The following is a 14,085-nucleotide window of genomic DNA, read 5'->3' as shown; positions in this document are numbered from 1 at the left end:
TTAAAGAATCAACTGAACCAAATTAGGCGTTCAAGCCCTTGATCACCGCATCAGCAATGTTCTTCGGCGCTTCGGCATAACGGGCGAACTCCATGGAGTAGGTCGCACGGCCCTGGGTCGCGGAGCGAAGATCGGTTGCGTAACCGAACATTTCGGACAGCGGCACTTCGGCCTTGATCTGCTTGCCACCACCGGAGGTGTCATCCATACCCTGGATCAAGCCGCGACGACGGTTCAAGTCACCGATGACGTCACCCATATAATCTTCGGGGGTTTCCACCTCAACCTTCATCATCGGCTCCAACAGAACCGGACTCGCCTTAACCGCACCTTCCTTGAAGGCCATGCTGCCGGCGATCTTGAACGCCATTTCGTTCGAGTCGACCTCGTGGTACGAACCATCGAACAGGGTCACCTTGACATCAAGCACTGGGAAGCCGGCAATGACGCCGTTCTTGATCTGCTCCTGGATACCCTTGTCCACGGCCGGGATGTACTCTCGGGGAACGACACCGCCGACGATCGCGTTGACGAACTCGTATCCACCGCCCTCTTCCAGGGGTTCGATGCGAATCTTGACGTGACCGTACTGGCCGCGACCACCGGACTGACGAACGAACTTGCCATCCTGTTCCACAGTGCCGCGGATGGTTTCACGGTAAGCCACCTGGGGCTTGCCGATGTTGGCCTCTACCTTGAACTCGCGACGCATCCGGTCAACGAGGATCTCGAGGTGAAGCTCACCCATACCGGCGATGATGGTCTGACCGGATTCTTCATCGGTGAAGACACGGAATGACGGATCTTCCTGAGCCAGACGCCCCAGCGCCATACCCATCTTTTCCTGGTCACCCTTGGTCTTCGGCTCGACGGCAACGGAGATCACAGGCTCCGGGAACACCATACGCTCGAGGACGATCGGGTTACTCGGGTCGCACAGCGTATCCCCGGTAATCACGTTCTTCAGGCCAACAGCCGCGGCGATGTCGCCCGCACGAACTTCCTTGATCTCCTCACGGGAGTTCGCATGCATCTGCAGAATACGACCGATGCGCTCCTTGCCATCTTTGGTGGAGTTCAACACCGAGTCGCCGGCATTGACAACACCGGAATACACGCGGAAGAAGGTCAAAGAACCCACGAAAGGATCCGTCATGATCTTGAACGCCAGCGCCGAGAACGGCTGATCATCACCCGTCTTACGCGCGGATGCCGTGCCATCGGGCAACTCACCCTTGATGTCCGGAACTTCGGTCGGCGACGGCAGGAAGTCGATTACCGCATCCAGCATCTTCTGCACGCCCTTGTTCTTGAAGGCCGTACCGCAGAGCGCCGGAATGATCTCGTTGCGCAGCGTACGCAGACGCAGACCTTCCTTGATTTCGTCATCGGAAAGCTCTCCTGTTTCCAGGTACTTTTCCATGGACTCTTCAGAGGCTTCTGCCGCCGCTTCCATCATCTGCTCGCGATAAGTCGCCGCCTTGTCAGCCAGCTCTGCCGGAATATCACGCGCGTCATAGGTCATGCCCATGTCTTCGGTGTTCCAGTAGATGGCCTTCATGCGCAGCAGATCAATCACGCCTTCGAAACCGTCTTCCGCACCGATAGGCAGAACAACCGGGACCGGGTTGGCACCCAGGCGCTTCTTCAGCTGGTCCATCACGCGGTAGAAGTCCGCACCCTGACGATCCATCTTGTTGACGAATGCCAAGCGCGGGACATGGTATTTGTTGGCCTGACGCCATACGGTTTCGGACTGGGGCTGAACGCCGCCGACCGCACAAAGGACGAACACGGCACCATCCAATACACGCAGTGAACGTTCTACTTCAATGGTGAAGTCCACGTGACCGGGGGTATCAATGATGTTGAAGCGATGGGGTTCGAACTGCTGATCCATACCACCCCAGAAGGCGGTTGTCGCAGCGGACGTGATCGTGATGCCACGCTCCTGCTCCTGCTCCATCCAGTCCATGGTGGCTGCGCCATCATGCACTTCACCAATCTTGTGGGAAACGCCGGTATAGAACAGGATACGTTCGGTCGTGGTCGTCTTGCCGGCGTCAATATGCGCCATGATGCCGAAATTGCGGTAACGCTCGAGCGGAGTCGTTCTGGCCACAGGGTTTTACCTCTTAAATTACCAGCGGAAATGGGCGAATGCTTTGTTAGCTTCGGCCATACGGTGTGTATCTTCACGCTTCTTGACTGCTGAACCACGGCTTTCAGCCGCATCCATCAGCTCGCCTGCCAATTTTGCAGCCATGGTTTTTTCACCACGCTTGCGGGCCGCATCAATCAGCCAGCGCATGGCCAGCGACGAGCGGCGAACGGCACGAACCTCGACCGGCACCTGGTAGTTGGCGCCGCCTACTCGGCGGGACTTAACCTCAACCGCCGGTGCAACGTTCTCCAGGGCGCGCTCGACGAGCTCGACCGGGTGACCCTTGCCTTTTTCTTCAGCGATAGCCATCGCGCCGTACAGAATGGACTCGGCGACAGACTTCTTCCCGCTCAACATGATCATGTTGATGAACTTAGCGACAGTGACATTGCCGTATTTCGGGTCAGGCAAAATCTCGCGCTTCGGTACTTCTCTTCTTCTAGGCATTTCTAATCCAACCGTTTATTTAGCTTTGGGACGCTTAGCGCCATACTTCGAGCGACCCTGACGGCGCTTCTCGACACCCTGGGTATCCAGGCTGCCGCGGACGACGTGATAACGCACACCGGGCAAATCCTTGACACGACCGCCACGGATCAGGACCACGGAGTGCTCCTGGAGGTTGTGGCCTTCACCACCGATGTAACCGGTCACTTCGTAACCGGAGGTCAGGCGAACACGGGCTACCTTACGTAGCGCAGAGTTCGGCTTCTTCGGGGTGGTGGTATACACACGCGTACATACACCACGACGCTGCGGACAGCCTTCGAGTGCAGGTACTTTAGTCTTTTCGACCAGTCGCTTGCGCGGCTTGCGCACGAGCTGATTAACAGTAGCCATGGTTATGTCTTCTCCGACCAAAAACTAGCGCGACGGGCTGGAACCCGTCGCAAAGGGCAGTGATTCTAAAGCAGTGTCCGTAATGCTGTCAATTCGAACAGATCACGGTCATGCCACGCTTTCTCCTTCATCCACGCCGGCGTCCTGAGCATCGGCATCCATGAACAGCGCATTCGCCGATTCAAGGGTGCTGTTGCGACGACGACGGCGATCCTGATGATGCGCCAGACCGGTACCCGCCGGGATCAGGCGACCCACAATGACGTTCTCCTTCAGGCCGCGCAGTTCATCGCGCGCACCCCGGGTCGACGAATCGGTCAATACGCGGGTTGTTTCCTGGAACGAAGCCGCCGAGATGAAGGATTCGGTTACCAGCGATGCCTTGGTGATACCCAGCAGCATCGGCTCGTACTTCGCCGGGAACTTGCCCGCCTGCTCCAGCTGACGGTTCTCCTCGAGGAGTCGGGCCTTGTCGACCTGATCGCCACGGAGATATCCGGAATCGCCGGGTTCGGTGATCTCGACCTTGCGCAGCATCTGGCGAACGATCACCTCGATGTGCTTGTCGTTGATCATGACGCCCTGCAGGCGGTAGACGTCCTGGATCTCCTTGATGATGTAGGCCGCCAGATCCGGTACCCCGCGCAGGCGCAGGATATCGTGCGGGGTCAGCTCGCCGTCGGCGATCACTTCGCCGCGCGCTACGTGCTCGCCTTCGAACACGTTGATCACGCGATACTTCGGAATCAGTTCCTCATGGGCTTCGCCGTGCTCGTCGGTGATGACCAGACGCTGCTTGCCCTTGGTTTCCTTGCCGAAGCTGATCGTACCGGTGTACTCGGCCAGAATCGCGGGCTCCTTGGGTTTCCGTGCTTCGAACAGGTCGGCAACACGCGGCAGACCACCGGTGATGTCGCGCGTCTTGGAGGATTCCTGCGGGATACGCGCGATGACGTCACCCACCTGGACGGTCGCGCCATCCTCGATACCGATGATCGCTTCGGCCGGCAGTACGTAGAACGCCGGAATATCGGTACCAACGAGGCAGATCGGCTGACCGTCGTCGTCCACCAGCGCAATCGCCGGGCGCAGATCCTTGGCGGCGGAACTGCTGCGGTGCTTCGGATCGATGACCACCTGCGAAGTCAAGCCGGTGATTTCGTCGGTTTCCGACTTCACGGACAGACCGTCCACGAAATCGGAGAAGCGTGCCTGGCCCTTCATCTCGCTCACGACGGGGTGGGTGTGCGGATCCCAGGTCGCCAGGGTCGTACCCTGAGCGATCTTGTCGCCTTCCTTCACCCGAATCACGGCGCCGTAGGGAACCTTATACCGCTCGCGCTCACGACCCTGGTCATCGACCATGCCGAGTTCGCCCGAACGGGTAACGGCCACGAGGTCGTTGTCCCGGTTCACAACCGTCTTCAGGTTGTGCAGACGCACCGTACCCGGCTGCTTGTTCTGAACGGAACTGGCCGCCGCGGAACGCGATGCCGCACCACCGATGTGGAAGGTACGCATGGTGAGCTGGGTACCCGGTTCACCGATGGACTGCGCCGCCATGACGCCGACGGATTCGCCGATGTTGACGACGTTGCCGCGCGCCAGATCCCGGCCATAGCACATGGCGCAGATGCCGTGACGGGCTTCGCAGGAAATGGTGGAGCGAACCCAGACCTCATCGACACCCGAATCCTCGATGCGGGATACCATGAATTCGTTGATAACCGTGTTGGCCGGCACCAGCACTTCGTCCGAACCCGGCATCAGCACGTCCTGAGACGTGGTACGACCCAGAATTCGCGCGCCGATACCCTGCACGACGTCACCGCCTTCAATCACCGCCGTGACCTTGATGCCCGGTGCGGTGGTACCGCAATCGTCCATCGTGATCACGAGATCCTGGGCCACGTCGACGAGACGACGGGTCAGGTAACCGGAGTTCGCGGTCTTGAGTGCCGTATCGGCCAGACCCTTACGCGCACCGTGGGTGGAGATGAAGTACTGGAGTACGTTCAAACCCTCACGGAAGTTTGCGGTGATGGGCGTTTCGATGATCGAGCCGTCCGGCTTGGACATCAGGCCGCGCATACCCGCAAGCTGACGGATCTGGGCAGCGGAACCCCGCGCACCGGAGTCGGCCATCATGAAGATCGCGTTGAAGGAACTCTGCTTGACGGTTTCGCCTTCGCGGTTGACCACCTGCTCGCTGCCGAGCTGCTCCATCATCGCGCGGGAGATCGCGTCGTTGGCGCGAGACCAGATATCGACGACCTTGTTGTAGCGCTCCTTCTCGGTCACGAGACCCTGAGCGTACTGATCCTGGATCTCCTTCACCTCGGATTCGGCCTTGGCCAGCTCCGTCGGCTTGGACGGCGGCACCAGCATGTCATCGGAGCAGATCGAGATACCGGAACGCGTCGCATACCGGAAACCGGTGTACATCAACTGGTCGGCGAAGAGAACGGTGTCCTTCAGGCCGAGCTTGCGGTAGATATAGTTCAGCAGCGCGGAAATGGCCTTCTTGCCCATGTCCTTGTTGATCTGCTCGAACGGAACGCCTTGCGGCAGGGTGCGATACAGCAACGCGCGGCCGACGGTGGTTTCGACGATGTGGCGCTTGGCCTCGGCCGTGCCGTCATCGAACCGCACCCAGTCGTTCACGCGCACCTTGATCTGCGCACCCAGCTCGACCTGATGGTTGTCGTACGCACGCTGGACTTCGTCCAGATCCGCGAACACCATCCCTTCGCCACGACCGTTGATCTTCGAGCGCGTCATGTAATAGATACCGAGGACGATATCCTGGGACGGCACGATCACCGGGTCGCCGTTGGCGGGCGACAGTACGTTGTTGGTGGACATCATCAGCGCACGGGCTTCGGCCTGGGCTTCCAGGGACAGCGGCACGTGAACGGCCATCTGGTCACCGTCGAAGTCGGCGTTGTACGCGGAACACACCAGCGGGTGCAGCTGAATCGCCTTACCTTCGATGAGGATCGGCTCGAACGCCTGGATACCCAGACGGTGCAGGGTCGGCGCACGGTTCAGCAGCACCGGATGTTCGCGAATCACCTCTTCCAGAACGTCCCAGACTTCCGGACCTTCACGCTCGACGAGCTTCTTGGCAGCCTTGATCGTGGTCGCCAGGCCGCGACGGTGCAGCTTGCCGAAGATGAACGGCTTGAACAGCTCGAGCGCCATCTTCTTGGGCAGACCGCACTGGTGCAGACGCAGGGCGGGACCAACCACGATCACGGAACGACCGGAGTAGTCCACCCGCTTACCGAGCAGGTTCTGACGGAAGCGGCCCTGCTTGCCCTTGATCATGTCGGCCAGGGATTTCAGCGGACGCTTGTTGGTGCCGGTGACGGCACGACCGCGACGGCCGTTGTCCAGCAGCGAGTCGACGGACTCCTGCAGCATCCGCTTTTCGTTGCGCAGGATGATGTCCGGCGCGTTGATTTCCAGCAGACGCTTCAGTCGGTTGTTCCGGTTGATCACACGGCGGTACAGATCGTTCAGATCCGACGTCGCGAAACGGCCACCATCGAGCGGTACCAGCGGACGCAGATCCGGCGGCAGCACCGGCAACTGGGTGAGCACCATCCACTCGGGACGGTTACCGGACTCCTTGAAAGCCTCCAACAGCTTCAGGCGCTTGGAAATTCGCTTGATCTTGGTTTCGGAACCGGTTTCGGCCAGTTCGTCGCGCAGGCCGAGAATCTGCTGATCGAGATCGATGTCCTTCAACAGCTTCTGGATGGCTTCGGCGCCCATGTCGGCCTCGAATTCGTCGCCATACTGCTCGAGCGCGTCGATATACATCTCGTCGGTCAGCAGATCACCCTTGTTCAGCGGGGTCATGCCGGGATCGGTGATGATGAAGGCTTCGAAGTACAGAACGCGCTCGATATCGCGCAGCGTCATGTCCAGCAGCAAGCCGATCCGCGAGGGCAGCGACTTCAGATACCAGATATGTGCCACAGGGCACGCCAGCTCGATATGCCCCATGCGCTCGCGGCGCACCTTGGACAGAGTCACTTCGACGCCGCATTTCTCGCAGACGACACCACGGTGCTTCAGACGCTTGTACTTGCCGCACAAGCATTCGTAGTCCCGCACGGGACCGAAGATCTTCGCGCAGAACAGACCATCCCGCTCGGGCTTGAAGGTCCGGTAATTGATGGTCTCCGGCTTCTTGACCTCGCCATACGACCATGAGCGGATCATTTCCGGGGATGCCAACGAGATACGAATACCATCGAAATCTTCGTCGGTCACTTCGCGATTCATCAGATTGAGCAATTCTTTCATTAAGCACTACCTGCCTTAAAGTACGGACACGCGACCGCCGGGGCTGCCACCCCGGCCCGTGATTATTCTTTGCCCTGTTCCAGTTCGATGTTGATGGCGAGCGAACGGATTTCCTTGAGCAACACGTTGAAGGATTCGGGCATGCCCGCATCCATCTTCAGATCGCCGTCGACGATGTTCTTGTACATCTTGTTCCGGCCGTTCACGTCGTCGGACTTGACGGTGAGCATTTCCTGAAGGGTGTAGGCTGCGCCATAGGCTTCCAGCGCCCACACTTCCATCTCCCCGAAACGCTGACCACCGAACTGCGCCTTGCCGCCCAGCGGCTGCTGGGTAACGAGGGAGTACGGACCGGTGGAACGGGCGTGCATCTTGTCGTCCACGAGGTGGTTCAACTTCAGCATGTACATGTAGCCCACCGTCGTGGTCCGCTCGAACGGCTCACCGGTGCGGCCGTCATACAGCTGCACCTGGCCGGACGTCGGCAGGCCGGCGAGTTCCAGCATCTGCTTGATTTCGTCCTCGACGGCGCCGTCGAATACCGGCGTCGCCATGGGCACGCCCTTCTTCAGGTTACGACCCAGTTCGATCATCTCGTCGTCGGTCAGGGCATCGAGATCGACGCGCTTTTCACCCTTATGGTTATAGACCTTGTCCAGGAAGGCACGCAGCTCGACCAGTGCCTTTTCGCGTTCGAGTTTCAGCATCTCCTCGATCTTCAGACCCAGGCCACGAGCGGCGAAGCCCAGATGGGTTTCGAGGATCTGACCGATGTTCATCCGCGACGGTACGCCCAGCGGGTTCAGACAGATGTCCACCGGCTGACCATTTTCCATGTACGGCATGTCTTCCTCGGGGACGATCATTGAGACCACACCCTTGTTCCCGTGACGGCCGGCGAGCTTGTCGCCCGGCTGGATCCGACGCTTGACGGCCACATAGACCTTGACCATCTTGAGCACGCCCGGTGCCAGGTCGTCGCCCTGCTGGATTTTCTTCTTCTTATCCTCGAAGCGCTTGTCAATGTCGGCATGCGCCTGGGCCAGCTGGGCACCGTACTCTTCCATCGCCTGGGCAGCGGATTCGTCATCCACGCGGATTTCGAGCCACTTTGCCGGTTCCAGTTTCTCCAGCTGGGCCGCAGTGATCTTGCTGCCAGCCTTCACGCCGGGACCGCCGGCCGCCGTCTGGCCGACCAACAGGGTCTTCACACGAGCGAAGATGTCGTCTTCGATGATCCGCATGCGATCCTTGAGATCCTTGCGGACGGCTTCGAGATCGGCTTCCTCGATGGCACGCGCACGGCTGTCCTTCTCGATACCATCCCGCGTGAACACGCGGACGTCGATGACAGTACCTTCCATCCCCGGCGGCACGCGCAGGGAGGTGTCCTTCACGTCGGAGGCCTTCTCACCGAAGATGGCGCGCAGCAGCTTCTCTTCCGGCGTCAGCTGGGTCTCACCCTTCGGCGTGACCTTGCCGACCAGGATGTCGCCCGGACGCACTTCCGCACCCACGTGGACGACACCGGCCATGTCGAGCTTGTTCAGCAGGCTTTCAGCCACATTCGGAATATCGGCGGTGATTTCCTCGGCACCCAGCTTGGTATCACGAGCGACGCAGTTGAGTTCCTCGATGTGGATCGTGGTGAGACGATCTTCCCGCACGACACGTTCGGACAGCAGGATCGAATCCTCGAAGTTGTAGCCGTTCCACGGCATGAACGCACAGAGGATGTTCTGACCCAGCGCCAGTTCGCCCATGTCGACGGACGGACCGTCGGCCAGCACGTCGCCCTTGGCAATCACGTCGCCGGCCTTCACCAGCGGGGTCTGGTTGATGCAGGTGTTCTGGTTCGAACGGGTGTACTTGGTCAGGTTGTAGATATCCACACCGACGTCGCCCTGGCTCGCTTCCTCGGCATTGACGCGGACAACAACGCGGGACGCGTCGACGCGGTCCACCACGCCGCCACGACGAGCGACCACGCAGGAACCGGAATCGGTCGCCACGACGCGTTCCATCCCGGTGCCCACCAACGGCTTGTCAGCACGCAGGGTCGGCACGGCCTGACGCTGCATGTTCGAACCCATCAGGGCGCGGTTGGCGTCATCGTGTTCCAGGAACGGAATGATCGAGGCCGCGATGGACACGATCTGCTTCGGCGAGACGTCCATGTACTGGATCTCGGCCGGGTTGGCGAGCATGAATTCACCGGCGCGGCGCACGGAGATCAGGTCGCCCTGCAGACGGCCTTCCTCGTCCAGCGGCGCATTCGCCTGGGCAATGGTGTACTTCTCTTCCTCGTAGGCGGACAACCAGTCGACCTCGGAGGAAACCACACCGTCGGTCACCTTGCGGTACGGCGTATCGAGGAAGCCGTAGCTGTTCGTGCGTGCATAGGTTGCCAGGGAGTTGATCAGACCGATGTTCGGACCTTCCGGCGTTTCGATCGGGCAGACGCGGCCATAGTGCGTGGTATGTACGTCTCGCACCTCGAAGCCAGCGCGTTCGCGAGTCAAACCACCCGGACCCAGTGCGGAAATACGACGCTTGTGCGTGATCTCGGACAGCGGGTTGTTCTGGTCCATGAACTGGGAGAGCTGGCTGGAACCGAAGAACTCCTTGATCGCGGCCGCAACCGGCTTGGCGTTGATCAGATCCTGAGGCGCGAGGCCTTCGGACTCGGCCTGGGTCAGGCGCTCCTTGACGGCGCGCTCGACGCGGACGAGACCGATGCGGAAGACGTTTTCCGTCATTTCACCCACGGAACGGATCCGGCGGTTGCCCAGGTGGTCGATGTCGTCGGTCTTGCCGTTGCCGTTACGGATGTCGATGAGGGTCTTCATGACGTCCAGGATATCGGACACATCGCCCTGCTCTTTCAACAGAGACTGAGCGACTTCGTTGCCCGACTCGGCCAGCATCGCGAAGTACTTCGCGTCGTATAGCACACCGCTACCGACGTCGCTGCCGCGCTCGATCCGACGGTTGAACTTCATCCGACCGACGTCGGAGAGGTCGTAACGGTCTTCGGTGAAGAACAGGCCGTAGAACAGCGCTTCAGCGGCGTCCTTTGTCGGCGGCTCGCCGGGACGCATCATCTTGTAGATCTCGACCATCGCTTCCAGCGGGGTGGTCGACGGATCGGCGCGCAGCGTCAGCGACATGAACGGGCCGCGATCGACATCGTTGAAGTACAGGGTCTTGAATTCGGTGACGCCGGCCTTCGCGAAACTGACGATGAGCTCGGTCGTCAGTTCATCGTTGGCGCGTGCCAGCAACTCACCCGTCGACGTGTCGACAACATCCTTGGCGAGCACCCGCCCCTGGATGAACTCGATCGGCACTGGGAGGGACTCGATCTCAGCCTTCACCAGTTCGCGGACGTGGCGCGCGGTGATGCGCTTGCCCGTCTTGATCAGGTTTTCGCCATTGATGTCGATATCGAAGGCCGCATCGGTACCTTTCAGGCGATCGGCCACCAGCTTGAGCGCCAGACCGCCATCCGCATCCACGTGGAATTCGTCGTGGTCGAAGAAGATGTCCAGCATCTCCTCGTTGGTGTAGCCCAGCGCACGCAGGATGATCGACGCAGGAATCTTCCGGCGACGGTCGATACGCGCGTACAGGATGTCCTTCTGGTCGAATTCGAAATCCAACCAGGAGCCGCGGTAGGGAATGATGCGCGCGGAGAACAGGATCTTCTTCGAGCTGGAGGTCTTGCCCTTGTCGTGATCAAAGAACACGCCCGGGGAACGGTGCAATTGGGAAACGATGACCCGCTCGGTGCCGTTGATCACGAAGGTACCGCTTTCGGTCATCAACGGGATCTCGCCGAGATAGACGTCCTGTTCGCGAATGTCCTTGACAACCTTGGAACCGGCCGGTGCGTCGCGATCGTAGATGACCAGACGCAGCTTGACGCGCAGCGGCGCACCATAGCTCAGACCACGGATCTGACATTCGCGCACGTCGAAGGCAGGCTCACCGAAGTGATAATCCACATACGCGATTTCGGCGTTGCCGGAATGGCTGCGAATCGGGAAGACCGAGCTCAGCGCTGCATGCAAACCTGCGTTGGCCCGCGCTTTTGCAGGCACGCCATCTTGCAAAAACGACTTATATGACTCAACCTGTGTTGCCAGCAGGTACGGTACCGGTAGGATATCGGCACGGTTGCCGAATTCCTTGCGGATTCGCTTCTTTTCAGTGAATGAATAGCTCATCTGCCTTCCTCGTCGGAACAAACTGAATTGCGCTGCGCCCATGAACGCTCAGCGGGGGAAAGTTCAGGCAATCGTGACGATCGCCCCATGGTCATTTCTGAAGTGCCAGTCCAAATATCCGGCCGGGACAATCACTTCAGAAAAAACCAACAAAGAAAGGCCAGCAGCCTTCGCTGCCAGCCAATCCAACTCAAGCTTCAACGCTTGGTCAAAATCACTTGATCTCGACCGCAGCGCCTGCTTCTTCCAGTTTCTTCTTCATGGTGTCGGCATCAGCTTGGCTAACACCTTCCTTGATGGTTGCCGGCGCGCCTTCAACCATGTCCTTCGCTTCTTTCAGACCCAGACCGGTCAGTTCGCGAACCGCCTTGATCACGGCAACCTTGTTGGCGCCGAATGAGGTCATGACGACGTCGAATTCAGTCTTTTCTTCCGCAGCAGCGGCAGCGGGGCCGGCAGCCGGGCCAGCGGCTACTGCAACGGCAGCAGCAGCGGAAACGCCGAACTTTTCTTCCATTGCGGAGATCAGATCAACCACTTCCATGACGGTCATGTTGGAGATCGCGTCGAGAATATCGTCTTTTGAAATTGCCATTTTTTGAATCCTGTAAACGGGTGTAAAGAAAGATTAAGCTGCTTGCTTCTGATCGCGAACGGCCGCGACGGTGCGCACCAGCTTGCCCGGCACCTCGTTGAGGGTACGGGCCAGCTTGGTGACCGGTGCCTGCATGACGGAGAGAAGTTGCGCCAGCGCCTCTTCCCGCGTCGGCAGGCTCGCCACGCGTGAGATCTCAGAAACAGGAACGAGTTTGCCGCCCAAGGCAATTACCTTGATGTCGAGCTTGGCGTACTCTTTGGAAAAATCACTCATCAGCCGTGCAGCTGCGCCGGGATCATCCATCGAAAACGCCAGAACCAACGGGCCCGTAAGGGCCTCGGACATGCAGGCGAAGCTGGTTTCGGCCATCGCACGACGGGCCAGTGTGTTCTTGATGACGCGCAGATAAACACCACTTTCACGTGCCTTCACACGCATGGCTGTCATCTGGGCGACCGTCAAACCACTGTACTCCGCGCCGATTGCCGACAAAGCCTTGCCAGCGACCTCGGTCACTTCAGCAACAATCAACTGCTTTTGATTAATTGTCAGTGCCACGTGTCATTCCTAACGGTTGCAAAAGGGGCCAGAGCCCCAAGACCAAATGCAACTCCGAAGAGTTGCCCGGAAGTACGGTCAGTCAGACTAAAATTAGCGGACTGGATCCGTCTGCGTCGGCTCTTGTTTTAAGTCAGATCAGGTCTGACGCCGACGGTCTTTGACGCCACCGTTCCTTTGCCTAAGCGCCGGACGGCAGTCCAAAGTCGGTTGCCCGCAAACAAGCGGGCCAATTCTTCATTTATGCAGACAGGGTGCTCATATCGAGCATCAGGCCGGGGCCCATCGTGCTCGACACGCTAACGCGCTGCATGTAGATACCCTTCGCAGCAGACGGCTTGGCCTTGTTCAGGTCTGCCAGCAGTGCGTTCAGGTTGCCGATCAGGTTTTCGGGGGTGAAATCCACCTTGCCGATCGTGCAGTGGATGATGCCGCCCTTTTCCGTGCGGTAACGGACCTGACCTGCTTTCGCGTTGCGAACGGCACCGGCCACGTCGACAGCAACCGTACCCACCTTCGGGTTCGGCATCAGGCCGCGCGGACCCAACACCTGGCCGAGCTGACCGACGACACGCATCGCATCAGGTGATGCGATGACGACGTCAAAGTCCATACGCCCCTGCTTGATTTCGGCTGCCAGATCTTCGAACCCGACGATATCGGCACCGGCAGCGGTCGCTGCTTCGGCATTGGCGCCCTGGGCGAATACGGCGACACGCACGGACTTGCCAGTACCGTGCGGCAGCACGGTCGCACCACGGACCATTTGATCGGAGCGACGCGGATCGACGCCGAGCTGAACGGCGACGTCAACAGATTCGACAAATTTCACGCTGGAAACTTCTTTCAGCAGCTCGAAAGCCTCGGTAGCCGGATAGGCATGATTCGGCTTGACCTTGGCCGCAATGGCCTTTTGACGCTTGGTTAAACGAGCCATTTACACACCCTCCACGGTCAAGCCCATGCTGCGTGCGCTACCTGCGATGGTGCGCACAGCGGCATCCAGATCCTTCGCCGTCAAATCGGGCTCTTTGATCTTGGCGATATCTTCCAACTGCTGACGGGTCAGCTGACCCACCTTGGTCTTGTTCGGCACGGCACTGCCGGATTTGATGCCAGCGGTTTTCTTCAGCAGGAAGCTGACCGGCGGCGTCTTCATGACGAAGGTGAACGACTTGTCGGCGTAGACGGTGATCACAACGGGGATTGGCGCACCCTGCTCGAGGGTTTGCGTCGCCGCATTGAATTCCTTACAGAACGCCATGATGTTCACGCCCTTCTGACCGAGGGCCGGACCGATTGGCGGCGAGGGGTTGGCCTGACCGGCCTTGACCTGCAGCTTGATATAACCTGTAACTTTCTTAGCCATAGCTACCTCT

The 14,085-nt window shown here is 59.4% G+C and carries 9 protein-coding genes; all 9 read right to left on the bottom strand.

Annotation, left to right across the window (positions count from 1 at the left end; all coding sequences use genetic code 11):
- Positions 1 to 22: 22 nt before the first annotated feature.
- The 9 genes from fusA to rplK all read right to left on the bottom strand — a co-directional run bounded on the left by fusA (position 23) and on the right by rplK (position 14,075).
- Positions 23 to 2,122 (bottom strand): elongation factor G, encoded by a 2,100-nt coding sequence (fusA, locus tag A9404_RS10545; RefSeq protein ID WP_066101252.1) that lies wholly within the window; start codon positions 2,120 to 2,122, stop codon positions 23 to 25.
- An 18-nt stretch (positions 2,123 to 2,140) separates the two neighbouring features.
- Positions 2,141 to 2,611, bottom strand: coding sequence for a 30S ribosomal protein S7 (gene rpsG / locus A9404_RS10540; RefSeq protein WP_066101249.1), 471 nt, complete (start codon positions 2,609 to 2,611; stop codon positions 2,141 to 2,143).
- Positions 2,612 to 2,626: 15 nt separating this feature from the next.
- Positions 2,627 to 3,004 (bottom strand): 30S ribosomal protein S12, encoded by a 378-nt coding sequence (gene rpsL / locus A9404_RS10535; protein ID WP_066101246.1) that lies wholly within the window; start codon positions 3,002 to 3,004, stop codon positions 2,627 to 2,629.
- Positions 3,005 to 3,112: 108 nt separating this feature from the next.
- Positions 3,113 to 7,321, bottom strand: a complete 4,209-nt coding sequence (gene rpoC / locus A9404_RS10530) for a DNA-directed RNA polymerase subunit beta' (protein ID WP_066101243.1) — start codon at positions 7,319 to 7,321, stop codon at positions 3,113 to 3,115.
- A 62-nt stretch (positions 7,322 to 7,383) separates the two neighbouring features.
- Complete coding sequence (gene rpoB, locus A9404_RS10525; protein WP_066101240.1) at positions 7,384 to 11,550, bottom strand: DNA-directed RNA polymerase subunit beta; 4,167 nt, start codon at positions 11,548 to 11,550, stop codon at positions 7,384 to 7,386.
- Positions 11,551 to 11,764: 214 nt separating this feature from the next.
- Positions 11,765 to 12,145 carry a 50S ribosomal protein L7/L12 gene (gene rplL / locus A9404_RS10520; RefSeq protein WP_066101236.1) on the bottom strand — a complete coding sequence of 127 codons (381 nt, stop codon included), beginning with the start codon at positions 12,143 to 12,145 and terminating at the stop codon, positions 11,765 to 11,767.
- Between the two features lie 33 nt (positions 12,146 to 12,178).
- Positions 12,179 to 12,706, bottom strand: coding sequence for a 50S ribosomal protein L10 (gene rplJ, locus A9404_RS10515; RefSeq protein ID WP_066101233.1), 528 nt, complete (start codon positions 12,704 to 12,706; stop codon positions 12,179 to 12,181).
- Positions 12,707 to 12,947: 241 nt separating this feature from the next.
- The gene (gene rplA, locus A9404_RS10510; protein ID WP_066101230.1) at positions 12,948 to 13,643 is read right to left on the bottom strand and encodes a 50S ribosomal protein L1; all 696 of its coding nucleotides are present in this window, start codon (positions 13,641 to 13,643) and stop codon (positions 12,948 to 12,950) included.
- The gene (rplK, locus tag A9404_RS10505; protein ID WP_066101227.1) at positions 13,644 to 14,075 is read right to left on the bottom strand and encodes a 50S ribosomal protein L11; all 432 of its coding nucleotides are present in this window, start codon (positions 14,073 to 14,075) and stop codon (positions 13,644 to 13,646) included. It abuts the gene before it with no gap.
- Positions 14,076 to 14,085: the final 10 nt, after the last annotated feature.

This window comes from Halothiobacillus diazotrophicus (genome assembly GCF_001663815.1).
Lineage (GTDB): Bacteria > Pseudomonadota > Gammaproteobacteria > Halothiobacillales > Halothiobacillaceae > Halothiobacillus > Halothiobacillus diazotrophicus.
Note: the sequence above shows the minus strand (reverse complement) of the source record. Positions and strands in the feature narration are given on the sequence as shown.

Coding starts and splice junctions, on each gene's coding strand:
- rpoC (WP_066101243.1), bottom strand. CDS start 7,321: ATGAAAGAATTGCTCAATCTGATGAATCGCGAAGTGACCGACGAAGAT.
- rpsG (WP_066101249.1), bottom strand. CDS start 2,611: ATGCCTAGAAGAAGAGAAGTACCGAAGCGCGAGATTTTGCCTGACCCG.
- rplL (WP_066101236.1), bottom strand. CDS start 12,145: ATGGCAATTTCAAAAGACGATATTCTCGACGCGATCTCCAACATGACC.
- rpoB (WP_066101240.1), bottom strand. CDS start 11,550: ATGAGCTATTCATTCACTGAAAAGAAGCGAATCCGCAAGGAATTCGGC.
- rplK (WP_066101227.1), bottom strand. CDS start 14,075: ATGGCTAAGAAAGTTACAGGTTATATCAAGCTGCAGGTCAAGGCCGGT.
- rpsL (WP_066101246.1), bottom strand. CDS start 3,004: ATGGCTACTGTTAATCAGCTCGTGCGCAAGCCGCGCAAGCGACTGGTC.
- rplA (WP_066101230.1), bottom strand. CDS start 13,643: ATGGCTCGTTTAACCAAGCGTCAAAAGGCCATTGCGGCCAAGGTCAAG.